Genomic DNA, 24682 nt, shown 5'->3' with positions numbered 1-24682 from the left:
GATGGCAATCAAGATTAAAAGCGGACTGAACAATACTAAACACAGAATGGCAAAAACCACATCGAATATTCTTTTCTTATTTATTTTCATGATGCTACTGCCATTTGTTTATGTCCTGAAAAGCCACCTTCATCAATTTCTAAATGGCTATTTAATTGAATATGCACACAACTGATTACCGAAGTGATGATAAATTCTACTTCTGTAGCTGTTAATTGCGGATAAATGGGGAGAGAAATCTCACAGACATAATTCTGATAGGCCATTGGATAATCTTCAATTTTATAACCCAGGTTTTTAAAGAGCGTAAGCATTGGCATCGGGATAAAATGAACATTACTCGCAATCCCCAAAGATGCCAGGTCATCAATGATCTGATCCCGCTGTCTCTCGGTTAAACCTTTAACCCTCAAGGGGAAAAGATGATAACAGGATTCGCGTTGCGTACTCACTAAAGGCGGTGCTACAAACCAATCTTCTTGCTGAAAACCCTCACAATATTGCTGAGCGATTTTTTTCCGTTGCGGCAGTAGTTCTTGATTATATTTCCTGATCTGTGCTAAACCAATTGCAGCGCAGATATCAGGCATATTGATCTTTAGTCCCTGAAACAGGATATCGTACCGCCAGCCAGCACCTCTTGATTTAGAAAGCGCGTCTTTGTTCTGACCATTAAGCGTGTACATTTTTAAGTAGTTATATTCTTCCTGAGGATCAAATGCAGCCGGAAGATTTAAGCAGATCGCACCTCCTTCGGCTGTTGTTATATTTTTAACGGCATGAAAAGAAAATATCGTTACATCGCACATCTGTGCAGCCGGTTTATCGTAATATAAACTGCCTATTGAATGTGCAGCATCCGAAATCAGCAATATCCTTTTAAGCAAGGATTGTTTATCTGACTGACATTTAAATTTTTTCTTAACATCAACATGATTAATCAATTCTTTTAGAGCAGTATAATTACACGGCCAGCCGGCAATATCTACTGCAATTATAGCTTTGGTTTTTGAAGTAATTGCTGCCTGAACTTTTTCAGGATCGATATTAAAATCATCAAGCACATCAACCATAACCGGAGTTGCACCGCAATGAAGCACAGCTAATGCCGTGGCACTGTAGGTATATGCTGGCACAATTACTTCGTCGCCGGCTTTAACACCAAACCACTTTAACATTAAAATAGCGCCCGATGTCCAGGAGTTTACACAGATCACCTCATCAGTTCCAGTAATCGCTTTAATTTCACATTCAAGGGCTTTTACTTTTGGCCCTGTGGTGATCCATTTGTCGTTAAGTGTTTCTAATACCTGATCAACCACGGCTTGATCGATAAAAGGTGGAGAGAATGGGATATTCATATTCGTCAATTTAATTGTGTTAATTGTATTCAACCAAAATGTGGTCTTCCATTTTGATTTTTGAGAGTTGTAGAATGGCAAAGTAGAGGAACAATGTTGGACCGCTCGTTGCCAGAAGCCATTCGTTATGAAAAAATGAGTTGATGGATATAGCTATAAAAGAGCAGCTTAAACAGATTAACAGCGCATTTTTCCTATCCTTGATATGCAGAAAAGCATAAAAAATGATCTTCCCTACTTTTCGATATAATAAAATGAGTAAAATGAAGCCCAACAAAGGCCCCAAATAAGTAATAAACATTAAATAGGCATTATGGGATGTAATTACGATAGGCCCTTTTTTGTAAACAAAGTTGTGTTGCACTACATCGTTCCAGGTTTTCCCATAAAACAATAGCCCAAAAGGATATTCGGTTATAATCTGGATGTTCTCTCCCATTAAATCGCCGCGTTCTTCTTTACCTTTCGCATTTTCGGCACTTTTATTTAAAATATTCTGTTGTTTTTTTCCCTCAGAAAATTGTTCAATTGAACTTTGCGCGATAAAAAATATGGCGCAGAATACACCGAATATCAAAATGGATTTGGCTTTATAATAGCTTAAAAAAAATAATCCGGTTACCACTGCAAAAGCAACCAAAACCGATCTTTGCATACCGAAGAAAATAAGAGAGAGCGATAACCCAAATAAAAGAAGGTTAATTAGCCAGCTTCTTTTAAACAGTATAGCATTAATAACTAGAAATGGTGTTAAAGCAGCCATCTGGTACCCGAAAGTAAAAATAGTGGTCGATATACCTGCTGGTGCCTGCAATACGTCTTCCTGCACCAAAAGCGAACGAATAGCTGCCATATTGTACTGGTGATCGATAAACATAATGATTCCGGAAAGCAGCAATACACCAAAGAAAAATCCGACTGCGATGTTCATCCGTTTTAAATTCGTACCGATAACATAGTTGAACAACAGGGCAAAGCAAGCAGCAACAATTAATAAGGCAAAAAAACCAGTAACATCTGCCTGACCTATGAGATAAAAAAACAGGGCAGCGATAAAGAAAACGAATAATTCTTTGCCATATAGAAAGCCTGTTTCTTCTGTCCGGTAGAAATAGATTAACGGCGCCAGGAAAACTATTGGTGCCGGAATCCGGAAAACCCCAGTCATAAAGATGTTGAATGTTGTTGCATAAACATAGGCAAACAACAAAAAGAGAAACATTATTTTTTTAATCATGACATGATGAGTTGCTCCCAGTTGGCAGAAATAAGTTCAATAGAATTTGTTTTATTGATTGATTTTGCCTTCGCTGAAAACTCACTTCTTAAGTGACTGTTATTAAGTATTTTATCGATAGACAATGAAAGTTCTTCTATATCTTCTTTAGCAACCAGGAATCCGTTAATTCCATGTTCGATAATCTCTGAAGGGCCAAACTCACAATCCATTGCTACGCAGGCACAGCCCATTCCCATGGCCTCTACCAGTACATTCGGATAACCTTCGTTTCTGGATGAGAGCACAAAAACCTCTGCCTGCGCATAATAATCCTGCAGGTTCGATTTAAAGCCGATCAATTTAACTTTACCCGTTAAATTTAAATCCTTAATCTGCTTTTCGAGGTTTTCTCTTTCAGGTCCTTCACCTGAGATTAAAAGATCAACATTGGGTGCCCGTAAATGGCTATAAGCATCGATAAGCAGATCGAAACCTTTTTCGCGGCTCAATCTTCCAACAGAAAGTATAAATGCTTTATCGTTTACGGTCTCTTTATTTGGTTTTACAAACTGATTGATCGGATTGTGGATGGTTTCAAAGTTATTCAGTTTTTCGAATTGCTTAATCCTTTTAAATCCTCTAAACATTCCAAAAGCTGGTAGCACAATGGCTTTTGATTTTCTATAAATATGAAATATAAACCACTGTAGTAATTTGTTGTATTGTAGTATGGTGCTATCTAGGGTATTTCTTTCGGAAACCAGATAAGGCAAACCTAAAATCATACAGCATAAACCTGCCCAAATGTTCGCCGATGTCATAAAACAAATGGTACAATCTGGTTTTTCTTTCTTTAATAGAGAAAGTAATCTGTAAAAAGTTAAGTAAGCATATCTAATCCTGTTTAAGAGATTTTGACTATCTTTTCTTTCTACCAGATTTACAATTTTAACCGATTTATTAATCTGATATTTAACTTGAGCTGTATTAAGGCAAATCATTGTAACACTGCAGTTTTTATAACTAAAGTGATTAGCCAGATTACTAATTACCCTTTCAGCTCCGCCACCTTCTAAACTGTTGATTACGAAGCATAATTTAGTAGTCATTACGAATTAATTTACTATGGTTTTAATGGTCTGGAAAGCGTTTCCAAAGGTTTTGTATTTCACTTCGAAGAGGAAGTATTTTCTGAGATAAAAGTTCAAAAGTTTAACCTTTTGTAAACCAGTATAGGTGAAAATTTTAATGATGATATAGAAATCGCTTAGTTGCATCTTCTTTAATGGAATATAAGCAACCGGACTCCAAACACCTCCAGGGTGACGCCTGTAACAACTCATTACTTCGGGTAAAACGTATATTTTTTTACCCGTTACCCAGGTGCAATAGAGTTTCAATAGTTTATCGCAGGCATGGCACTTTAAAAACCAATCGTTTTTATAAAGATTTCTAATGGCTTCAATGTTGCGGTAAACAATAGTTGCGGTACAGGTTTCTACTTGCCTGTTCACAATCAGATCACTAAAACTATACTGCAAGGGAACAGGGTTAAAGTCCATGTAAAACAGCTCAGTATCATCAAAATTGATTTCGCGTGTATAATGGCAGCACATTACATATTCAGGGTTATTTTCTAAAAAATCTACCTGTTTCTGCAGTTTATATGGGTCTAACCAATAATCATCACCATCACATGTGGCTACGTATTTACCTTTAGTTTCTAGCGCAACCCGAATTACGTTTTGGGTAGCGCCAATGTTCTTTGGCGCTTTTAAACGCTTAATTTGATCAGGATGTTTGGCAACATATTCATCAATAATCTCTGTGGTTCCATCGGTAGAACAATCATCCCCTATAATAATTTCTGTTTTAAAATTGCACTTCTGCATCAGAAAACCATCCAGCGCTTTAGCAATAAATTTACAATGGTTATAAGTGATGCAAAAAATGCTAACCATCACTTCATTATTATCTTCTTTCATATTAAATGATGCTTTTAATTACCATTAACTACCATACCAATGCTGCCATTAACCATGGTGCCATAATCGGCGAGTTTAAGCACTTGTTTTTTGCGGTAATTCTGAGTTCTCAAAATAATTCTGACTACTAAATCCTGATCGGCACTGGTTAAAGTATGGTAAAGTGGCAAACACATAATGCGTTTAGAAATAGAATCACAGATCGGCATATTTACCTTATCAATATATGGCAAGGCCGATAAAGATGGATAGAAGTACCTTCTGCAATACACCTGAACAAGTTCTAGCTGTTTCATGCAATCGAGCATAACTTCTTCCGATCGGAATATTACGGGATAGTATGCGTAATTAAATTCCGTATCGGCCTGAATAACCTGGAACTGGGCTTCGATTTTATTCAGGCGCATTTCGTAATGCTGTGATAGCTCTTTGCGTTTACTTAAAATCTGATCGATATGTTTTAGATTGCAAAGCCCCATTGCAGCGTGAAACTCGGAGTTTTTAGCATTGGTTCCGATTTCTGAAAAAGTATCTACCCCACTATAACCGAAATTACGCATCAGCGCCATTCTCTTTAAAATTTCAGGATTTTGAGTAAAAACTGCCCCACCTTCAATGGTATGAAACAGTTTAGTGGCATGGAAGCTTGTTGTACTTACATCGCCATAAGCGAAGATAGATTTACCTTTATATTTTGTACCAAAACAATGGGCGGCATCATAAATTACCTTTAGTCCATGTTTTTTTGCAATGCGGTCTATCGCTTCAATATCACAAGGATTTCCAAAAACGTGGGTAGCCAAAATAGCTGTAGTGTCTGCTGTAATAGCAGCTTCAATTTTATTGGGATCTATGTTCAGCGTATCTTCATCTATATCAACAAAAACAGGTTTGCAACCTTGCCAAACAATACTGCTGGTGGTAGCCACAAAAGAAAACGGTGTGGTAATAATTTCACCTTTCACATCTAAAGCCTGAATAGCCAGTTGCAAAGCGATTGTGCCATTGGTAACATATAATAAATGAGGTAGTTCTAAGTATTGTTGCAACTTCAACTCCAATTCATTTACCAAGGGACCATTATTAGTGAGCCACTGTCTGGCCCAAATGCTACTTACATAGCTTTTAAAATCTGCCTGTTTAGGCAAAAAGGGTTTGGTTACCGGTATCATTGTTTGAGGATTAATTGTTTAAAATCAACTAGTGCAGCCAATCGGATGCTGCTGCTTATGCCGAGGTAAAAAACTCCATAGATTATGCTTAAAGCAATAATTCGGAAAAGATTATTGATGGTATAGTGTGTTGAATACCAGCCATCAAGATAATAGCAACCTAAACCTAACAGAATTGAGAGCGTTAAAATAGGTGCGATATCCAGAAGCTGTTCTTTAAGTGGATAGTTAATGAGCTTTCCACTATAAGTTGAATTGATATAATAAGCAAAAACCGTAAAAAAGAGCTGATAATACAAAAGCCCCATTATTCCGAAAGGAATTACACAGATTATTCCAACTACGCTAAGTACTTTTTTTACGATCTCGAGTTTTAAAAACTGTCCGCTATGGCCTTTAACCTTTAAAATATTTAAGTTATAAGCGTGTAACGGATACAGAATACCAGCAATACATAAAATTTGAAAATACGGTACTGAAGGCAGCCATTTATCGGTTAAAAGCAGCGAAATCAGAGGCTGTGCAATGAGCGCTAAAAAAACCAAGATGGGTGCATTCCAGAATAAAACCTGCTGCATTAATCTCCGATATACCATTTTAAGTTTTACATCATCATTGCTGATGTTCGAAAACATGGGATAGGTAACTTTATTGATCGCGGTAGAAATAATTCCAATGGGCAACTGACTTAAACTATCTGCCCTGGCGTAAAAGCCCAATTGGGCCGCCGCGTAAAAGCGACCAATAATAACGGTGTATAAATTTTGATAAACGGTATCCAACAGGCCAGAAAGTGTCATCTTGTAGCCAAAATGAAAGTGCTTTCTGAAACTTTTTTTATTAAAAATCAGTCGTGGCCGCCAATCTGAGTAAAACCAATGCAAAACGGTAGAAACACTCGCACTTAGCAAACTCATCCAAACCAAACTCCAGGTTCCATAACCATTTTTTGCCAGGTAAATACCTAAACAACCGCCAAGTATTACTGCAGGTATTTGAATTACTGTTTGCAGTTTAAATTTCATTTCCTTAGTTAATAAAGTACTCTGAATACTAAAAAAGGCATTGATTAAAAAGGTTAGTCCATAAACCCTAACAATATTGGTAAGCAAGGGCTGCCTGTAAAAACCAGAAATTAGCGGTGCTGCAAAGAACAAAAAACCATATACAACAATGCTTCCTAAAAGGTTAAAAAAAAATATGGTCGAAAAGTCTTTTTGTCCTGCTGTCCGTGTCCTGATTAAGGATGTTGTTAAACCACTATCCATTAATGAGTTACCAACAGCAATAAAAATGGAGAGCATTGCAATTAAGCCAAATTCTGCAGGGCTTAATAAACGGGCCAATATGACGGTAACAAACAGGTTTATGAATTTAACACCAAACTGCTGTCCAATCGACCATATAATGCCCGATCGCGCTTTATATGTTAAACTCATGGCGTTACAATCGAACCGTTTCTATTGATTTTGGCAATACGGCTTTTATATCGTATACCACGCATTCCGGTTTACGCAATGCTGTGATATTTAAGTTATTAAAAGCTTCGTGTGCTACTGCCAGTATAATCCCATCATACTTTCTGGTTTTTGAAGAACCATTTTCGCAAATAATACCATAGTTATGTCTGGCCTGATCGGCATTTGCCCAGGGATCGTGAATGGCTACTTTAACTTTGTATTCTTCCAATCGCCTTACAATATCAATAACTTTGGTATTTCGCACGTCAGGGCAGTTTTCTTTAAATGTAAAACCTAACACCAGTACTTCTGCTCCCACAATATGGATGTTTTTAGCAATCATTTTTTTAATGATCTGATCGGCCACATATTTACCCATCCCATCGTTTACACGTCGTCCGGCTAAAATAATTTCAGGGTGATAACCAGCTTCCTGTGCTTTTTGTGCCAGATAATATGGATCTACGCCAATACAATGCCCGCCAACTAAGCCCGGTTTAAAATTCAGAAAATTCCATTTGGTTCCGGCTGCTGCTAAAACCTCAGAAGTATCGATACCGATCTGGTTAAAAATCATAGCCAGTTCGTTTACAAAAGCAATATTGATGTCTCGCTGGGCGTTTTCAATCACTTTTGCCGCTTCGGCCACTTTAATAGACGAAGCTTTATAAGTTCCGGCAGTAATAACCGAACGGTACAGTGCGTCTATTTTTTCGGCGGCTTCGGGAGTAGAACCTGATGTGATTTTTAAGATATTGGCAACGGTATGTTGTTTATCTCCAGGGTTAATACGCTCTGGAGAATAACCCGCAAAAAAATCTTTATTGAAAACCAAACCAGATCCTTTTTCTAAAATGGGTACACATTCGTCTTCAGTTACACCAGGATATACAGTTGATTCGTAAACCACTATATCTCCCTTTTTTAGAACTTTAGCCACAACTGCACTCGCTTTAATTAAAGGTGATAAATCTGGTCTGTTGTTTTTATCAACAGGCGTTGGTACTGTAACAATGTAAACCGATGAGCTGCGTAATTTTTCGATTTCATTGGTACAGTACAGGCCTTTTAAAGTTGTGCATTCGAAGGTTAAAACCTCATTCAGTTCAGATTCATTAACTTCCAGTGTATTGTCGTATCCGGCTTTTAATTCTGCTATCCTACTCTGGTTAATATCAAAGCCAAATACCTTGTATTTTTTTGCAAATTCTACTGCCAACGGTAAGCCAACGTAGCCAAGGCCAATTACCGTCATCTTCAGATTATCTTCAGCGTTATACATAATGTTGTTGCGTATTTACGGTTAATGTTAAGTTGCTTATTGGCACCCTGGTAACTAAAGCACAGTCTAAATGATCGAACGACATTAAAACATGCTTGCCTTGAATCTGGATCACCTCTCCTTCCTGATTATGGAAGAGACCATTACTGATCCGAACACGGTCTCCTTTCGAAACACCGGTTAAACTCACCACATCTACATCATTGTAGGTATCCATAATGTGTTTCAACTTTTCAATCTCATTATCCCGAACCACTGCAGGCTTGCCCATATAATTAATAAAGTTTAAAACGCCGAGTGTATACCTGATTTTGTAACCTTCACGCTCATCTATTTTCACAAATACATATCCGGTAAAAAGCGGAAGGCTAACTATTTTCTTTCTATCGGCCCATTGATTTTCTACATTACGAACAGGACAAAAAGACTCGAAACCCTGCTCTTGCAGCAAACGGTCAACTTTTTTCTCCCAACGTGGACGGGTATAGATCACAAACCATTTTTTTACGAACGAGGGTTTGATGTTAATTGTAGATTCCATTTTTTTTGATGAGTTATAGTTTGGTTTTTAGGCGATTTGATACAGCTTCGCTATATCACTTACATGATAGGTATCTGTTCTTTTAGCTAAAAGGCTTATTCAGTCGGCCGGATACAGCTTCGCTATATCACTTACATGACAATTTTTATTTTTAAATCCTATTTTGCTTTTTGCGCAAAAGGGCAATCTAATTAAGAGTTGTTTGCAAACTGCTAATGCCTTTAATCGATGCGCAGTTTAAGCATCACGGCCTTATTGTTTGTAAACAGAATTAAATCGTTTGGGGACGTTTATTTGGTAAAGGGTACTAGTATTCTCTTTTAAAAACGAGGTAGATTTAGTTTGCCATGGCATAACCATAGCCACCATAGCTGTATTTCTGGCTTTTCTCCCGTTTGGCATCGTTAAAAACAACCATCGGATTTTTAAGTTTATTGTTTTCGCAAATATCTTTCAATATGGCGAGCTGATATTTGTTGGTGTAGTTATAACGCACCAGGTAAATACTTACATCAGCATATTCTGCCAGGCTAAAGGCATCGGCCACCTGGCCAACCGGCGAAGTATCAATAATGATATAATCGAATCTCTCTTTCAGTTCATCAAACAATAAATCCATTTTAGGGCTCATCATTACTTCTGCAGGATTTTCAGGCGATTGGCCACATCCAATAACCCAGATATTATCTGAGACACTGGTTGGTTTAATAATATCATCTAACACAGACTCACCAATTAGATAGTCGGTTAATCCGTTAGTTTGCTTTAAACCAACTTTATTCAAAAGGTCAGGTTTTCTTAGATCAAATTCCAGTACAACAACTTTTTTATCAAGCATACCTAAGGTAGTAGCCAGATTTACGCTAAAGAATGTTTTACCCTCTCCTTTCATACTCGAAGTAACCAACATTACTTTATTTTCGATATTGTTAGACATCAGTCCTAAGTTCATTCTGATGTACCTAAACAGCTCTGATATGGTAGAACGGTTATCTTTTTGAAAAACAATGGTGCTTTTATCCAGGTTGTGAGAAAGTTCACCAAGCATTTTGGCACCGGTTAGCTCAATAGTGCTGGCATCCTGCACCTTATTGTTAAAAAATCCTTTGGCATAAATTACTCCAGCTGGTACAAAAAAGCCAAAAATGAATCCACACAGATATAAAAGTGGTTGTTTAGGACTATTTGGTATAGTATTGTAAGCCGGTTTATCTACTACTTGAGAGGTTGGTACGGTAGCAGAAAGTGATAAAGCAGTTTCCTCTCTTTTTTGCAGTAAATATTTATATAAACCCGATTTTACGCTTTGTTCACGGCTTCTTTCTAATAAGCCACGCTCTATGGTAGGTACAGATTTAATTTTATTATCGAATTGAGAGTAGTTGGCACTCAGGTTGTTTCTTTCAATAACAAAACCTTGTTTAATGCTTGACAGGTTTTCCAGGATATTAGTTTTTAAGCTTGCTATTTGTTCGTTGAGGTTTAGCACCAAAGGATTTTCTGCATTAGCAGTACGCAGCATCCTATTTCTTTCCAGTTGGAGATCGTTAAATTTTGAAATCAATGAATTCAAAATCGGGTCTTTTAAGCCCATTGCACTTGGCGCCAGGTTAAACTGACTTTGTTTACCTCTGAAATAATTTTCGATTGACCGTAATAATCTCAATTGTACTGATGATGTTTCCAGTAACTGATTATACTCTCCTGAGCGTGCAGCATTCATCTGCGCATCCATATTAACATCGGTAACACGGTTTTGTTGTTTGTAGTTTTCTACATCCTCTTCAGTACCAGAAAGATCTGCAACCAGGTATTTTAGGCGGTTATCGATAAATTTTATGGTATTTCGGGCAATGGTATTTTTATTATTAACGTTGTTAATATTATAGGTTTCAATCAGATCGGTCAGAATATCAATTCCCCGCTGAGGAACCGCATCGTTTAAACTAATGGTAATGGTATTGGCATCTTTAACAACCGGAACTATTTTTAACGAAACCAGGTTGTAAGCCTCTGTCATTTTATACAGGTTTTTAAACTGGAGTTTAATTTTACCAAATTCGGCTTTAAAAGCTGGGCCTTTATCTATTTTAATGGCATAGTTTTTAGTACTAATGGTATCGCCATACTTCACAATATTGGTCTTTAGGCTGTCTTGAATAATGTAAGAGATTTCATCCAGATAAGAAATATTAATTTTTCTGGCATAAGCTCCATTCTTTAAACTGATAGCGGTAACTACAAGTGGTAAGGTTTTTCCATAAAGTTCTTTTTCTCTAATCCCCTCTTTTTTAAAGTAAGCAGTCTCTAAGTTTAGCTTTTTCAACACCTTAAAAATCAGGTCTCTAGATCGCAAAATTTCAATTTCATTATCAACCGTCTTAACCGTTTGAAACATATTAAGATCACTAAAAGCGGTACTGTTAGACATTGCTGCACCATTTTTATCATCAGAAATCAATAATGTACTGCTTACTTTATATTTTGGTGGGGTAACATAAAGAAAAGCATATATAGCAGCCATAGAAATAATGATACTGATTAAGAAATAGTGCCAGTTTCTAGCAAACCTTGTCATAGTTTCTGCAAAATCTTTTGCGCCACCATTTATATTTTGTTTAAGCATGATATAATGTTTTAAGAGACGTTTATCGACGAAGAACAGCTGTAATTAATACTGCAACTGCTGATATAGAAGCAATTACCACTGGCATAATGCGTGTATTGGGGCTGTATTCAATCGCTTTTGACTTATCAGGTTCTACATACACCACATCGTTTTGTTTCAGATAAAAGAACGGAGAATCCATCACATCCTGATTGTTCAGGTTAAGTCTTTTCATCACCCTTTGACCATCTTGTTGCCTGATTACTAAAATATTTTCCCTCTTTCCATAAACGGTCATGTCGCCAGCCATTCCCAGTGCTTCTAAAAGGTTAATGTTATCTCCCTGCACGGTAAAGGTTGATGGCCGGTTTACCTCACCAATTACCGTTACTTTAAAATTGATTAACTGAACATCAACTACCGGCTTTTTAACATACTTATCTAGTTCTTTCGAGATGGTAGCCTGCGCCTGCTCTATGGTTAAACCTTCCAGGCGGATGTTACCTACAACTGGTAGGTTAATCATTCCATCTTTACTTACCCGATAACCCTCTACTTTATAATTGTTTTCAGCGCCTGCATTTTTGGTATTAACAGCAAACAAAACATTCGACTCTTGATTTAAGCTGTTTATGCTTACGCTTAAAAGGTCGTTTTGCTGAATTTTAACTTCCTGACCTTGAAGCTTAATTTCACTGGTTTGTTTAGCCAGGTTACTAAAGTATACAAGATCTCTTCTGGGAGCGCATCCGGTGATAATGCCTGTATATATTGCGATAAATAATATTACTTTCTTCATAGCTTAAGTAATGTTTAGTTTTTTGTTTCGATTTATTGAGAACTAAGCTATGCAATTAAGCGTCAATGTTTTATAGGCAGTTTGGGGTTGTATTTAAATTGTATAAAATATGACCAGCATGCACAGTATTTTAAATACTGTGCTCATAAATTGCACATCATTTGTAAATTTTACAACGCGTAACTTGTATAATATTTTGCTAGTATTTTCACTCATAAAAGCCTGTTTTTTGGTAAGATCCTAATCGGCAAAACTCAAAAAACATCAGAAAATGTTTTAACATTTAAAAAAGCTATTTAATACTACAATTTATCAGGGGTATAAAATGATTTTTATAAAATTTTAAAGAAAAGCTTCAGATTACCAAGGCTGGATTTACTGCTTAACCGATTATTTTTTCCTAACCAGGTAGTGAACAAGCCACGCTTCGCATATTTCTGTGCAAGCTGTTTTACAATACATTTCTAATTGTCTAAAAATACATTCTGCTTAACACCATTAAGCTTTCATTAATAGCGGTATGTTCTTGGCAATCAAATCAGATAAAACGATTAACATAAATGCAATATTCCTTAAAAGCAGCGCAAAAAGTAAAAAAATGCGCAACTGTAAAAGCTGTAAACAGGAATTAGCAAAATATGTACAGTATGCTTTAAAAAGGTTTAAAAGCCTGTTTTATGCATAAATTCGTTAGAAACCTAAAAACAAGAATTAAATATGAAAGTTATTATTTATGGAACTGGAAAAATGGCTGAGTTTATCTGTTACTCCTTTATGAATGACAGCGACTATAATGTTGTTGCCTTTTGTGTTGATGATGCGTATGTACCTCCTGCAGGAAGTATGCTGTTAGGATTACCCATTTTAAGTCTCGCCCAGGTGATTAAAGATTTCCCCCCAGAAACCCATAAAATGCATATTGCCATTGGTAGAAACAGTGCCAGGGAAAGTGTGTACAACAGGGTAAGCGAATCTGGCTATAGTTTTGCCAATTATGTTTCATCAAAAGCAAATGTATGGCCAGATCTGGTAATCGGCAACAACACTTTCATCGACCAATGTTGTGATATACAACCTTTTGTAACCATCGGTAATAATTGTATGCTTATTGGTGCCCGTATAGGCCACCATTCTACTATTCAGAACAATGTTCTGTTATCGGGCAATATCCTGGCGGGAAATGTAACTATTGGTAATAATTCTTTTTTAGGAATCAATTCTGCAGTAAAGGAAGATATTGTTATTGGCAGCCACAACATTATTGGTGCAGGCGTTTTTATAAACAAGAATACTGAAGATTACGCCATTGTTTCAAATGCAACAGTACCTCAACGCGTTGGCGACTCTAAACGTTTTGTGATGTTCAACAAAGCACAAGATGTAAAACAGACTTAAGAAATGTTTTATGCAAAAAAAGGGAAGCCATTTTTTATGACTTCCCTTTTTTATTTAGCATAGCTATAATTAAACTTTAGTTCTATTTTCTGCACTTCTTTTCAGCTGCGCATTAATACGCTCCAAAACATCATAAATATCAAAAGGTTTACTGATATAATCATCAGCAAATGCATCAATAGCCTTTTGTTCGCTATTATTCTGTGCAGACATTACAATAATTGGGATGTGTTTAGTAAAAATATCAGTTTTTAAATCTTCACAAATTTCTGCTCCGTTGCCATCTGGTAACATTACATCAAGTAAAAAAAGATCAGGCATTGCATCCTGGATATTTTTCTTTAACTCAGCAAATGATGATGAAAGCTGCAATTCGAAACCCTCATCTTTTAATAGAATTTCAATAACGTTTCTGATCTCCTGATCATCCTCTAAAATGTGTATTCGTTTTCTTTCCATGTTCAAATTATAATGTTTGGATTATACCGTTCGCGTGGAATGCGCTATACGATAGTAACAGTAACACCTAAACTCTCTAAATGTTTAACAATTTGTTCAGAAATTCCTTTATCGGTAATAATATGATCAATTTCTTCTAATCCACATATCTTTCCAAAGCCTCTTTTCCCAAATTTGGTAGAATCGGCAAGTACAATCGTTTTTTGCGATGCGCCAATCATTTTGCGGTTTAAATGTGCTTCCATGGCATTAGTAGTGGTTAATCCAAAATCAAGATCAATCCCGTCAACACCTAGAAATAGTTTATTAAAATAAAAATCCTGCAAAACCTGTTCTGCATAAGCACCCATTACCGATGAAGAACTTTTCCTAAGCAATCCGCCTAACTGTATCACTTCGATACTAGGTTCGCGCATTAATTCGAGCGCTACATTTAGTGCAGAAGTTACAACGGTTAAATTTGTTGCGGGAACAATATTCTTGGCAAAATAAAGTACTGTAGTACCTGATGCAATAACGATAGAATCGTTATCATTTAGCAATGCAGCAGCAGCAATACCTATTTTGTTCTTTTCTGTAGATTGTATTTTCTCTTTCTCATTAACCGGACGGTCTACCGTGTATGGGTTATTTACGGTAGCCCCACCATGAGTCCTAAACAATAAGCTTTTATCCTCAAGTAGTTTTAAGTCCTTTCTTATTGTTACAGACGAAACTTTCAACTCCTTACATAAATCGACTACATTTATGTATTGATCACGTTGCAGGCGACTTAATATAAACTGGTGCCTCTCAGCCAAATTCATCATAGTATATTTAATTAGCGTGCTGCAAATTAACAATAAAAACATTCTTTAAAATATTTTACACAAATATTTAATAAATTTTTAACACACATATTATATTATTTCGATTATGATTTCTTATAATTGCGTATTGTTTCGTTTTATTATTTTTACAAATCTAAATGAAAAGATTACACCCGCATCATCTAACAGAAAACATAAATTGGGACTTCATCATTATTGGCGGAGGTGCCACAGGTTTAGGCACTGCATTGGATGCTGCAAGCAGGGGCTTTAAAACTTTATTGGTAGAACAATCTGATTTTGCTAAAGGAACGTCTAGCCGGAGTACTAAACTGGTGCATGGTGGTGTTCGCTACCTTGCACAAGGAGATATCGGTTTAGTTAAACATGCCTTAAAAGAACGTGGGCTATTACAACAAAACGCAAAACATCTGGTAAATAAAGAAGAATTTCTGATTCCCTGCTACGATTGGTTCTCTGTTATAAAATATTTAACCGGACTTACACTTTACGATTGGTTAGCAGGCAAATATAGCTTCGGCAAATCTAAGTTTTTCTCTAAAAAAGAAACCTTAGCCATGATGCCTGGCATTAAAGAAAAGGGATTAAAAGGAAGCATCAGATATTATGATGGAAAGTTTGATGACGCCCGTTTAGCGGTAAACATTGCACAAACTGCTATTGAAAACGGCGCCTCATTATTGAACTATACAAAGGTAACCGGCTTATTAAAGAGTGGCGACGCAGTTACAGGCATTGAAACAGAAGATACCATAACTGGCATAACGGCTAAATATATTGGCAAAATAATAATTAATGCTACAGGCGTGTTTGTGGATGATATCCTGCAAATGAATAACCCGAACTCAAAAAAAATGGTACGCCCTAGCCAGGGTGTACATGTGGTGCTAGATAAAAGCTTTTTAAACAGCGAATCGGCCTTAATGATACCAAAAACTTCTGATGGCCGTGTTTTATTTGCCGTTCCATGGCACGAACATTTACTAGTGGGCACAACAGACACTCCGTTAAACGAACATAGTTTAGAACCCAGAGCATTAAAAGAAGAGGTAGATTTTATTATGAGTACAGCGGCGAGTTATTTTAACCGCAAACCCATGGAAAAAGATATCTTAAGTGTATTCTCAGGTTTACGCCCCTTGGCCGCCCCTACCAACGGAGATGGAAATAGTACAAAAGAAATTAGCAGAGACCATAAACTTATTGTTTCTGCAAAAGGATTAATTACCATTACCGGTGGTAAATGGACCACCTATCGCCGAATGGCAGAAGAAACGGTTAATTTAGCCATCACGCATGCTGGTTTAGAATCGAAAGCATGCGTAACCCAAAATTTAAGCATACATGGTAGTTTAACCACTGCTACGGATAGTCATTTGGCTATCTATGGATCGGATCGCAGTAAAATTGAAGCTTTAATTGTACAAGATCCAAGTCTTGGCAATAAATTACATCCTGCATTTCCTTATACAGAAGCCGAAGTGCTTTGGTCTGCACGAAACGAAATGGCCGAAACAGTAGAAGATATTTTAAGCAGAAGACTAAGGATACTTTTTATTAACGCACAGGCAGCCAAAGATATGGCACCTAGAGTAGCTTCGCTCCTGGCCAAAGAATTATCTGCTGATAAAAACTGGGAAATTAACCAAATCGAAACTTTTAATAAATTAGCCGATGGTTATATTTATCATTCTACACCTAAAATAACCGAATCGGCTTTAGCCAACTAACCAAATTCCTAATTATGAGTAAATACATCTTGTCTATCGATCAGGGAACCACAAGTTCGAGAGCAATTATTTTTAATCACAATGGCGAAATTGTTGCCATTGCACAACGAGAATTCACACAGATTTATCCAAAAGCAGGCTGGGTAGAGCACGATCCAATGGAAATCTGGTCGACACAGCTAGCAGTCGTAACAGAAGTGATTGTTAAAGCAGGTTTAACCGTTGGCGATATCGATTCTATTGGCATTACCAATCAGCGCGAAACCACCGTGGTTTGGGATAAAGAAACCGGACAACCGATTTACAACGCGATTGTATGGCAAGACAGGCGCACTTCTGCCTATTGCGATGAAATTAAAGCACAAGGACTGGCCAATAAAATACAGGAAAAAACAGGACTGATTATAGATTCTTATTTCTCTGCTACTAAGGCCAGGTGGATCTTAGAAAATGTTGCCGGGGCAAGGGAAAAAGCTGAAGCCGGAAAACTTGCCTTCGGAACCATCGATACCTGGTTAATCTGGAAATTAACGGCTGGCGAAAAACATGTAACCGATGTAAGCAATGCATCAAGAACGATGCTTTACAACATCCACACCTTAAGCTGGGACGACGAATTGCTTGAACTTTTTTCGATACCGAAAGCCATGCTGCCAGAAGTAAAATCATCAAGCGAAGTGTATGGTGAAACCGCAGGACGCATACTGGCAGCAAAAATTCCTATTGCAGGTATAGCCGGCGATCAGCAATCTGCTTTATTCGGGCAAATGTGCACCGAAATCGGCATGGTAAAAAACACCTATGGTACTGGCTGTTTTATGCTGATGAATATCGGGTCGAAACCAAAAATATCAGCCAATAATCTATTAACCACTATTGCCTGGCAGATTAATGGTGAGGTAAATTACGCTTTAGAAGGGAGTATTTTTATTGGCGGCGCGGTGGTACAATGGCTTCGCGATGAAATGGGGCTCATTTCTAAATCGGCAGACGTAGAAACCTTAGCTAAAAAAGTAAAAGATACCGATGGGGTTTATGTTGTTCCTGCTTTTGCAGGTTTAGGTGCTCCACATTGGGACCAACATGCTCGTGGCACCATAACAGGATTAACCCGCGGTACAAACAAATCGCATATTGCAAGGGCGGCCTTAGAAAGCATTGCCTACCAAACCATGGATGTTTTGAAAGCCATGGAAGCAGATGCAGGCGTAAATATTGCCGAATTAAGAGTAGATGGTGGTGCCACCGCTAATGATTTACTGATGCAGTTTCAGGCCGATCTATTAAACTGTAAAGTAATCAGACCAGATGTAACCGAAGTTACTGCTATTGGTGCTGCATACCTTGCCGGATTAGCCACTGGTTTCTGGAAAAGTATAGATCAGATCCGTTCGCAATGGAAAATCAACAAGACTTTTGTTGCTGAGAAGGGAATTGATAATACGGAAAGAATAAAGGGCTGGAATAGAGCAATAAAGGCGGCCAGGGTAAATGCAGAAGACTAATTGAACAATTTTAATCGGATAAGAATTTAATTATATGAATGTATATCTCGCAGAATTTATTGGTACTGCACTAATGATTCTTTTAGGAAATGGTGTAGTGGCTAACGTAGTACTTAAAGGTACTAAAGGCAACAATAGTGGTTGGATTGTAATTACAACTGCTTGGGCACTTGCCGTATTTGTAGGAGTTGTTGTTGCCGGGCCCTACAGTGGGGCTCACTTAAATCCAATTGTAACCCTCGGACTAGCCATCGGAAAAGGCTTTAGCTGGGCATTGGTTCCGTTTTATATTATTGCACAACTGGCTGGTGCAATGACAGGGTCTTTCCTGGTCTGGCTTATTTACAAAGATCATTTCGATGCCACAGATGATCAAGGTTTAAAAGCTGCTCCGTTTGCAACCGCTCCAGCCATCAGAAATATGTCGTCAAATTTGGTGTCAGAAATTATAGGCACTTTCGTTTTAATCTTTGTGATCTTTTATTTTACTGATGCCAGTATGGGTACTAAAGAAACGGTTACCCCAATTGGCTTAGGTTCAATGGGGGCCATCCCGGTAGCTTTTTTAGTATGGGTAATTGGTTTGGCTTTAGGAGGAACAACCGGATATGCTGTTAATCCCGCAAGAGATTTGGGCCCCCGGATTATTCACTTTTTAATCCCAATGAAAGGAAAAGGAAGTAGCGACTGGGGTTATGCCTGGGTACCAATTGTTGGACCGATAATTGGCTCAGTATTAGCTGCTGTGGCCTTTTTGTTGATTAGTAAATAATGCAAATAGAAAAAGTCGTCATCTCGACTGAAGCGCTGCGAAATGGAGAGATCTATCTAACAGATTTCTCGGCTGCGTTGCACTTCGCTCGAAATGACGACCAAAAGAGCTACTGAAAAGCCGCTCTGCCTACCTGTTCATCGCCTAAGTATATCCAAATGGCACCTTTCAAATATTTTCCGAAAGAATCTTTCATGTTCTGCAAGCTTACCTTGTTAAAATTGGCTACCATATTCTCGGTGATACTATAATCGCCAAGCACTTCAGCTTCGCCTAAATCTTTCACAATCGAACTTGCGCTTTCCTGATGCCTGTAGTATCTATCGCGATGCTCTTTTTTTAATGCCTCAAGGTAACGTTCACCGTACTTTCCTTCTTTAATATTGTTATATACCGTAATCATCGCTTTAAAAGCTTTTTTAGGTTGAGTGGTACTTACAAACATAGAGGTATATGGAATCTGTTGTATTTTAACGATTGCTCCTGGCGCATATGATAAACCCAGTTTAGTTCTCAGTTCATAATTCATACTGCCACTTAATGCATTAATTGCTAGCACAAAAGCATAATAATCGGCGTTTGTCATGGTTGGAGCATTCATAATACAACTCATGTAATTCGTCGCAATGTCTCTTTGTTCGATTACCAGATGCTCACCTGTTAAAGTTTTACGATCGTAAACTGGTGGTGCGTAAGCTTTTCCTTTAAGGGTACTAAAAGAAGCCTGAATTTTCTTTTCCAGTTCTTCTTTTGTGATGTTTCCAGCTACTACCAAAAACATTTTATTCTTGTTCAATAATTCGTTATGGTAATAATTGCTAACCATCTCAGCGGTAAAACCGCCTAAAGTTTTACTTGTGCCTAAAGGATTAACACTGTAAGGCGAATCTTTAAACATGCTTTCCATACTCAATTGCTCAATTCTTGTTTCAGGATCAGATTGACTATGATAAATACCGGTAATCATACGTTCTTTAGTTGTTTGAAACTCTGTTTTATCGAAAGCCGGATTAATTACAGCATCCGAAAAAAGCTTCCAGCCCTGATCAAGATACTTAGAAATGCAATCCATGTTAATTGTACCATAATCAGTTGTAGATGAACCAGAAATATCAATCCCGTATTCATCAGCCAACTCCTGATAATCAACAACACTGTAATTTTTAGTACCACAGGTAGCAGCAGATGCCAAAGCCAGGTTTTCAATTCCAGCTCTTTCAGCGTTGTAATTCATTACACCACCTCTAAAAAACATGCTCATACTAACTGTTTCCTTCTGGGTAGATTTTAAAATCACCTTTAAACCATTTACATCAAATGAAATGGCTTTGGTTTGCGCGTTGGCAATATGAAAAACTAAGATAAAGTTTATAAAAAATATGAATCTTTTCATCGAGCGTTAGGTTATTTGGGTGATTTAAAAAATGTTTCTGGCTTCACTTCATTCATACCTGCTTTATCCATCATAATGCCAGCGCAATAAGGTTTATCTTTAATATACTTGCGTACATAATCGAGTAAATCCTTTCTTGTTACTTTATTTACATTTTCTTCATAGTGCGTATAATAATCAATCGATGCTGAAGCCCACCAGAAGGAAAGTAGATGTGCATAATCAGAAGTAACCTCTCTCCTTTCTACCTGTTCTATAGATAATAACCTTTTGGCTCTTTCAATCTGCAGATCAGACAAATAATCTTCATTGGCCCAAAGCGAAATTTGCTTCAGCACCTCCTGGTAACATTCATTTATTTTTGCCGGATTAGGACTCACCATTAAACTAATTGGGCCGGTATATTTTTGCGTATAATAATTCACATCTGCCTGTTGGGCTAACCCTGAATTAATAAGCGCCTGTTTCATTTTAGAACCGTTTTGATTCACGATGAAAGAAAAAACATCAGCAGCATAAGTGGCTGGAATATCGTTCCTGGTATCTGGACCATGCCAGCTAAACAGCATAAATGGAACAGGGCTTTTATTCGATTCTACAAAATAATAATCGTTTTTTTGAAGCGGTTTAAACTCAGGGATTGGCCATTTCACAAAAGGATCAACTGGCGATCGTTTCCAGCTTCCAAAAACTGAATTCACATAACTAAAAGCTTCGTCAACTTTAACATCGCCAGCAATTACCAGAACAGAATTATTTGGCCAGTAATATTTATTTTTAATGGAATCCATTTTTGATGGAGTCGCCGATAAAATTACTTCATGGCTACCGATTACGTTTTTACGGGAATAATTTGCGCCCCACATATGTCGCGAATTGGCCTCTATCAAAGCAAATATCGGACTCGATTCGTGCCTTGTAAATTCAGCATTTACCACTTCATTTTCCAAAGCCATATCTTCTTTTATGAATTTTGGATAACGGATAGAGGAATTCATTAAACTTAATCCGGGTTTTAAATTAGCAGCAGGAAGCGTAAAAAAATAATTTACTACTTCTTCACGGGTAGTAGCATTCGAATTGATATCCAGATCGTTCATTCTCGAATTTAAACGTTCGAAATCGGGATAATCTTTGTTAGCCTTAAAGAATAAATGTTCGTAGAGATGACTTAAGCCGTTAAATTCAGCGGTTTCGGTAAAAGAACCATTTCTGCAGGCCATTTCGATGGTAACCAGCGGCACTGTCCGGTCTACAACCACCAGCACTTCTAAACCGTTATCAAGTTTTTTGAAATGCATGTTTTCTCCGAGCTTTTCCTGACCAAAAGCAGAACTAAGGCACAATATACAGGCTAAGGAGCTAAATAATAGAGAGCGCATATTTTAATTAAATTTTGGCACCAAATAAGTGTTAATCTTTCACTTTAACAAATAAAAAACACTTTATTTAACAATCGTCTTTATTAAAGGATATATGAATAATTACAGTTTATATTGTTAAATAATTACCTTTGAAATAGTTCAATCTTATACGCTAACCATTTTAAAATTGCAAGAATACTTCCTCGTTGTTGATACCGAAACTTCAGGTCTGCCTAAAAATTGGACGGCGCCTTATTCTAAAGAGAAGAACTGGCCTCATATTGTCCAAATTGCCTGGATTATTTATGATCAATCTTATCAGGAAATTAAGCGCGAGAATCATTATATCAAAAACACAGATTTCATCATTGATAAAGCAGCCTTAAAAATTCACAAAATTACCCCTGAATATCTGCATACACATGGCGAAAACAAAGAAAAAGTAATGTTGCAGTTTTCTGAAGATATAGAAAAATACAAGCCTTTAGTGATCGGACATTTTATTGAGCTTGATTATCATATGGTGAATGTTGAATTATATCGCATCGGAAAGGAAAATATATTTAAAAACCTGGCTTTTTTCTGTACGATGAAGGCAAGTGCACCTTACATCACCAATACGGTAATCAGTCATTTAAAGCTGGATAAATTTTATACCATTTTATTTAATGAAGCACCCGAAAATACGCACAATGCTTTATCTGATACACTGAATACGGCAAAGATTTTCTTTCATCTTTTAAAAACAGGCAAAATTACCTTAACTTCAGCCTACCATCAGGAGCATACTTTTAACCTGGAAAAGAAAAAGACAAAAGAATTTTCATTTAAAAGAATTTTACGGGGATTTTTCTATGGAAGATAAACTAGCCGATCAAATTTATACTGCCCGTATTGGAGACATTACATTCAAAAAGATAGTGAGTTGCAGCCCGGGCACACCAATTTTCGAGGCTGCAATTAAAATGTCAGAACAGAAAACCAGTTGCCTCTTTATCAAAAATGATCAGGATGTTTATCTGGGTTTCGTAACCGATATTACTTTAAGGGATAATGTCATTGCCAAGCAATTGAGTCCAAATTTGCCGATTGACGAAGTTATGGATACTAATATTGTTACCATAACGCCAGATGCTTATGTGTATGAGGCGATATTGATGATGTTCAGCAAAAAGTCGCGCTATTTATTGGTAAACGATAATGGTAATTATGTTGGCTTTTTAAGCAGGAACCGCCTTTTAAGTGAGCAGGCAGAATCTCCATTAGTTTTTATCCAATCAGTAAAATCTGCTGTAAATACCGGCGATTTAAAATTAAAATGGCAGAAAGTACCAGGTATTGTATCGCAATTATTAGCTAGAGGCGTGCATTCGAAAATTGTAAACGAAGTGGTAACTACTATTGCCGATACCATTTCATTTAAAATTATTGAAGAGGTAATTGCCAAATTAGGTCCGCCACCTGCAAAATTTGTATTTATGGTTTTGGGAAGCGAAGGGAGAAAAGAGCTTAGCCTAAAAACTGATCAGGATAATGCCATTATTTACGAAGATACCGGAGAAGATAAAAGAGCTGCCGTACGTTCTTATTTTCTAGATATGGCTACCCAGGTTTCGGATAAATTAAATTTTGTTGGTTTTGTATACTGTGATGGTGACTATATGGCTACCAATCCAAACTGGACACATTCGCTATCGCACTGGAAGTACAATTATAAAAACTGGATAGAAGAAGCTTTACCAGAAGCTGCCGTAAAATTTGCTGCATTTTTCGATTGCAGGGCCATTTATGGCGATTTAAGCATTATGGAAAGTTTACGGTCTTTTGTTGATGAAGAACTGCAGAAACCTATCGAAAAATTCTATGTGTACCTGGCCAAAAATGCCTTACTCTATGAGCCGCCACTCACCTATTTTAGAAATATAAGAACGCAAAAAATCCATAAAAAAGAAGTATTCGATATTAAAACAGCCATGACCCCTATTGTAGATCTGGCAAGGGTTTATGCTTTACAGAACAGGATTTTCCAAAAAGAGAATACGGGTGAACGTTTAAAGGCCTTAAGAGAACTTGGTGTCTTTAGCGAAGAGCAGTTTAACGAACTTTCGCAGTCTTATTATTATTTGATGGGCTTGAGATTGAAACATCAGGCGAATCTGATTATCAATGATCAGGCTGCACCCAACAACTTTATCGAAATTGATAGTTTAACCAAAATTGAAAAAGTAACATTAATCGAAATTTTCAAAATCATCCAGAACTTTCAAAGCGGTATCCGGATGAAATTCACCAATAGTCTGGGTTAAATTACCATTAATTCTCTTGCCTGCTTATTGTAATTCGTTGCAAACTTTAATAACTTTAGGAATAATACCTACTTTTTATAAGTTAAAATACTAACCAATTACTAAATTAAAATCAGAGCTATGGGAAAATTTGTAATTACTAAAAGATCAAACGGAGAATTCCAGTTTAATCTAAAAGCCAGTAATGGCCAGACCATTTTAACCAGCGAAGGCTATTCAGCTAAATCGAGCTGCGAAAATGGAATCGAATCTGTTAAAAAAAATGCACAGGATGATTCCAAATTTGAGAAAAAGACATCGTCTAACGGCAAGTACCATTTTAGTTTAAAGGCTACAAATGGTCAGATTATCGGCTCCAGCGAAATGTACGAAAGTACAGCAGCTAGAGATAATGGCATCGAATCGGTTCAAAAGAATGCTCCGGATGCAAGTACTGACGATCAGAGTTAAAAAATATACAGCGACCCGAGATTTCCGCATCAGGTCGCTTTTCATGCCCCT

Annotated in this window: 21 protein-coding genes; 7 read left to right on the top strand and 14 right to left on the bottom strand. The window is 37.1% G+C overall.

Annotated elements, in window-relative coordinates; all coding sequences use genetic code 11:
• Positions 1-86 precede the first annotated feature (86 nt).
• The 10 genes from ASU31_RS20780 to ASU31_RS20735 all read right to left on the bottom strand — a co-directional run bounded on the left by ASU31_RS20780 (position 87) and on the right by ASU31_RS20735 (position 12427).
• Entirely contained in the window at positions 87-1361 is a 1275-nt protein-coding gene (locus ASU31_RS20780) for a DegT/DnrJ/EryC1/StrS family aminotransferase (protein ID WP_057934192.1), read from the bottom strand.
• Between the two features lie 19 nt (positions 1362-1380).
• Complete coding sequence (locus ASU31_RS20775; RefSeq protein WP_057934191.1) at positions 1381-2598, bottom strand: O-antigen ligase family protein; 1218 nt, start codon at positions 2596-2598, stop codon at positions 1381-1383.
• Positions 2595-3689: a glycosyltransferase family 4 protein gene (locus ASU31_RS20770; protein ID WP_057934190.1), complete on the bottom strand. Its 1095-nt coding sequence runs from the start codon at positions 3687-3689 to the stop codon at positions 2595-2597. Before ASU31_RS20770 ends, ASU31_RS20775 begins: the two co-directional genes overlap by 4 nt.
• A 6-nt stretch (positions 3690-3695) precedes the next feature.
• Positions 3696-4565: a glycosyltransferase gene (locus ASU31_RS20765; protein ID WP_057934189.1), complete on the bottom strand. Its 870-nt coding sequence runs from the start codon at positions 4563-4565 to the stop codon at positions 3696-3698.
• 14 nt (positions 4566-4579) lie between these two features.
• Positions 4580-5737, bottom strand: coding sequence for a DegT/DnrJ/EryC1/StrS family aminotransferase (locus ASU31_RS20760; protein WP_057934188.1), 1158 nt, complete (start codon positions 5735-5737; stop codon positions 4580-4582).
• Positions 5734-7176, bottom strand: coding sequence for a lipopolysaccharide biosynthesis protein (locus ASU31_RS20755; protein WP_057934187.1), 1443 nt, complete (start codon positions 7174-7176; stop codon positions 5734-5736). The genes ASU31_RS20760 and ASU31_RS20755 overlap by 4 nt, the downstream gene beginning before the upstream one ends.
• A gap of 4 nt (positions 7177-7180) precedes the next feature.
• Positions 7181-8479: a nucleotide sugar dehydrogenase gene (locus tag ASU31_RS20750; RefSeq protein ID WP_057934186.1), complete on the bottom strand. Its 1299-nt coding sequence runs from the start codon at positions 8477-8479 to the stop codon at positions 7181-7183.
• The gene (locus tag ASU31_RS20745; protein ID WP_057934185.1) at positions 8472-9020 is read right to left on the bottom strand and encodes a UpxY family transcription antiterminator; all 549 of its coding nucleotides are present in this window, start codon (positions 9018-9020) and stop codon (positions 8472-8474) included. Before ASU31_RS20745 ends, ASU31_RS20750 begins: the two co-directional genes overlap by 8 nt.
• A gap of 337 nt (positions 9021-9357) precedes the next feature.
• The gene (locus ASU31_RS20740) at positions 9358-11646 is read right to left on the bottom strand and encodes a GumC family protein (protein WP_057934184.1); all 2289 of its coding nucleotides are present in this window, start codon (positions 11644-11646) and stop codon (positions 9358-9360) included.
• Between the two features lie 22 nt (positions 11647-11668).
• A complete protein-coding gene (locus tag ASU31_RS20735; RefSeq protein ID WP_057934183.1) occupies positions 11669-12427 on the bottom strand; it encodes a polysaccharide biosynthesis/export family protein in 759 nt (252 codons plus the stop codon).
• Between the two features lie 717 nt (positions 12428-13144).
• Here ASU31_RS20735 and ASU31_RS20730 point away from each other — a divergent pair.
• Positions 13145-13822 (top strand): acetyltransferase, encoded by a 678-nt coding sequence (locus ASU31_RS20730; RefSeq protein WP_057934182.1) that lies wholly within the window; start codon positions 13145-13147, stop codon positions 13820-13822.
• Positions 13823-13891: 69 nt separating this feature from the next.
• Here ASU31_RS20730 and ASU31_RS20725 read toward each other — a convergent pair whose 3' ends face one another.
• Together ASU31_RS20725 and ASU31_RS20720 are read right to left on the bottom strand one after the other, a co-directional pair.
• Positions 13892-14281 (bottom strand): response regulator transcription factor, encoded by a 390-nt coding sequence (locus tag ASU31_RS20725; RefSeq protein WP_057934181.1) that lies wholly within the window; start codon positions 14279-14281, stop codon positions 13892-13894.
• A gap of 44 nt (positions 14282-14325) precedes the next feature.
• Complete coding sequence (locus ASU31_RS20720) at positions 14326-15090, bottom strand: DeoR/GlpR family DNA-binding transcription regulator (RefSeq protein WP_057934180.1); 765 nt, start codon at positions 15088-15090, stop codon at positions 14326-14328.
• A 158-nt stretch (positions 15091-15248) separates the two neighbouring features.
• On the opposite strand from ASU31_RS20720, the gene ASU31_RS20715 reads away from it, so the two are divergent.
• From ASU31_RS20715 to ASU31_RS20705, 3 genes are read left to right on the top strand one after another with little or no spacing between them, the layout of a single operon-like run.
• Positions 15249-16841, top strand: a complete 1593-nt coding sequence (locus ASU31_RS20715) for a glycerol-3-phosphate dehydrogenase/oxidase (protein WP_057934179.1) — start codon at positions 15249-15251, stop codon at positions 16839-16841.
• A 14-nt stretch (positions 16842-16855) separates the two neighbouring features.
• The gene (gene glpK / locus ASU31_RS20710) at positions 16856-18346 is read left to right on the top strand and encodes a glycerol kinase GlpK (RefSeq protein WP_057934178.1); all 1491 of its coding nucleotides are present in this window, start codon (positions 16856-16858) and stop codon (positions 18344-18346) included.
• Positions 18347-18380: 34 nt separating this feature from the next.
• Entirely contained in the window at positions 18381-19118 is a 738-nt protein-coding gene (locus ASU31_RS20705; RefSeq protein WP_057934177.1) for an MIP/aquaporin family protein, read from the top strand.
• A 109-nt stretch (positions 19119-19227) separates the two neighbouring features.
• Here ASU31_RS20705 and ASU31_RS20700 read toward each other — a convergent pair whose 3' ends face one another.
• Together ASU31_RS20700 and ASU31_RS20695 are read right to left on the bottom strand one after the other, a co-directional pair.
• Positions 19228-20511: a M16 family metallopeptidase gene (locus ASU31_RS20700; protein WP_057934176.1), complete on the bottom strand. Its 1284-nt coding sequence runs from the start codon at positions 20509-20511 to the stop codon at positions 19228-19230.
• A gap of 11 nt (positions 20512-20522) precedes the next feature.
• Entirely contained in the window at positions 20523-21812 is a 1290-nt protein-coding gene (locus tag ASU31_RS20695; protein WP_245224578.1) for a M16 family metallopeptidase, read from the bottom strand.
• A gap of 250 nt (positions 21813-22062) precedes the next feature.
• On the opposite strand from ASU31_RS20695, the gene ASU31_RS20690 reads away from it, so the two are divergent.
• From ASU31_RS20690 to ASU31_RS20680, 3 genes are all read left to right on the top strand, one after another.
• A complete protein-coding gene (locus ASU31_RS20690; RefSeq protein WP_057934174.1) occupies positions 22063-22740 on the top strand; it encodes a 3'-5' exonuclease in 678 nt (225 codons plus the stop codon).
• A complete protein-coding gene (locus ASU31_RS20685) occupies positions 22730-24181 on the top strand; it encodes a DUF294 nucleotidyltransferase-like domain-containing protein (RefSeq protein WP_057934173.1) in 1452 nt (483 codons plus the stop codon). The genes ASU31_RS20690 and ASU31_RS20685 overlap by 11 nt, the downstream gene beginning before the upstream one ends.
• 120 nt (positions 24182-24301) lie before the next feature.
• Positions 24302-24631, top strand: a complete 330-nt coding sequence (locus ASU31_RS20680; RefSeq protein WP_057934172.1) for a YegP family protein — start codon at positions 24302-24304, stop codon at positions 24629-24631.
• The last annotated feature ends 51 nt before the right edge of the window (positions 24632-24682 follow it).

Source organism: Pedobacter ginsenosidimutans (assembly GCF_001442625.1).
GTDB classification, from domain to species: Bacteria; Bacteroidota; Bacteroidia; order Sphingobacteriales; family Sphingobacteriaceae; genus Pedobacter; species Pedobacter ginsenosidimutans.
Note: the sequence above shows the minus strand (reverse complement) of the source record. Positions and strands in the feature narration are given on the sequence as shown.

Coding starts and splice junctions, on each gene's coding strand:
- ASU31_RS20685 (WP_057934173.1), top strand. CDS start 22,730: ATGGAAGATAAACTAGCCGATCAAATTTATACTGCCCGTATTGGAGAC.
- ASU31_RS20735 (WP_057934183.1), bottom strand. CDS start 12,427: ATGAAGAAAGTAATATTATTTATCGCAATATATACAGGCATTATCACC.
- ASU31_RS20765 (WP_057934189.1), bottom strand. CDS start 4,565: ATGAAAGAAGATAATAATGAAGTGATGGTTAGCATTTTTTGCATCACT.
- ASU31_RS20780 (WP_057934192.1), bottom strand. CDS start 1,361: ATGAATATCCCATTCTCTCCACCTTTTATCGATCAAGCCGTGGTTGAT.
- ASU31_RS20695 (WP_245224578.1), bottom strand. CDS start 21,812: ATGCATTTCAAAAAACTTGATAACGGTTTAGAAGTGCTGGTGGTTGTA.
- ASU31_RS20715 (WP_057934179.1), top strand. CDS start 15,249: ATGAAAAGATTACACCCGCATCATCTAACAGAAAACATAAATTGGGAC.
- ASU31_RS20705 (WP_057934177.1), top strand. CDS start 18,381: ATGAATGTATATCTCGCAGAATTTATTGGTACTGCACTAATGATTCTT.
- ASU31_RS20725 (WP_057934181.1), bottom strand. CDS start 14,281: ATGGAAAGAAAACGAATACACATTTTAGAGGATGATCAGGAGATCAGA.
- ASU31_RS20750 (WP_057934186.1), bottom strand. CDS start 8,479: ATGTATAACGCTGAAGATAATCTGAAGATGACGGTAATTGGCCTTGGC.
- ASU31_RS20720 (WP_057934180.1), bottom strand. CDS start 15,090: ATGATGAATTTGGCTGAGAGGCACCAGTTTATATTAAGTCGCCTGCAA.
- ASU31_RS20760 (WP_057934188.1), bottom strand. CDS start 5,737: ATGATACCGGTAACCAAACCCTTTTTGCCTAAACAGGCAGATTTTAAA.
- ASU31_RS20745 (WP_057934185.1), bottom strand. CDS start 9,020: ATGGAATCTACAATTAACATCAAACCCTCGTTCGTAAAAAAATGGTTT.
- ASU31_RS20680 (WP_057934172.1), top strand. CDS start 24,302: ATGGGAAAATTTGTAATTACTAAAAGATCAAACGGAGAATTCCAGTTT.
- ASU31_RS20775 (WP_057934191.1), bottom strand. CDS start 2,598: ATGATTAAAAAAATAATGTTTCTCTTTTTGTTGTTTGCCTATGTTTAT.
- glpK (WP_057934178.1), top strand. CDS start 16,856: ATGAGTAAATACATCTTGTCTATCGATCAGGGAACCACAAGTTCGAGA.
- ASU31_RS20740 (WP_057934184.1), bottom strand. CDS start 11,646: ATGCTTAAACAAAATATAAATGGTGGCGCAAAAGATTTTGCAGAAACT.
- ASU31_RS20700 (WP_057934176.1), bottom strand. CDS start 20,511: ATGAAAAGATTCATATTTTTTATAAACTTTATCTTAGTTTTTCATATT.
- ASU31_RS20770 (WP_057934190.1), bottom strand. CDS start 3,689: ATGACTACTAAATTATGCTTCGTAATCAACAGTTTAGAAGGTGGCGGA.
- ASU31_RS20755 (WP_057934187.1), bottom strand. CDS start 7,176: ATGAGTTTAACATATAAAGCGCGATCGGGCATTATATGGTCGATTGGA.
- ASU31_RS20730 (WP_057934182.1), top strand. CDS start 13,145: ATGAAAGTTATTATTTATGGAACTGGAAAAATGGCTGAGTTTATCTGT.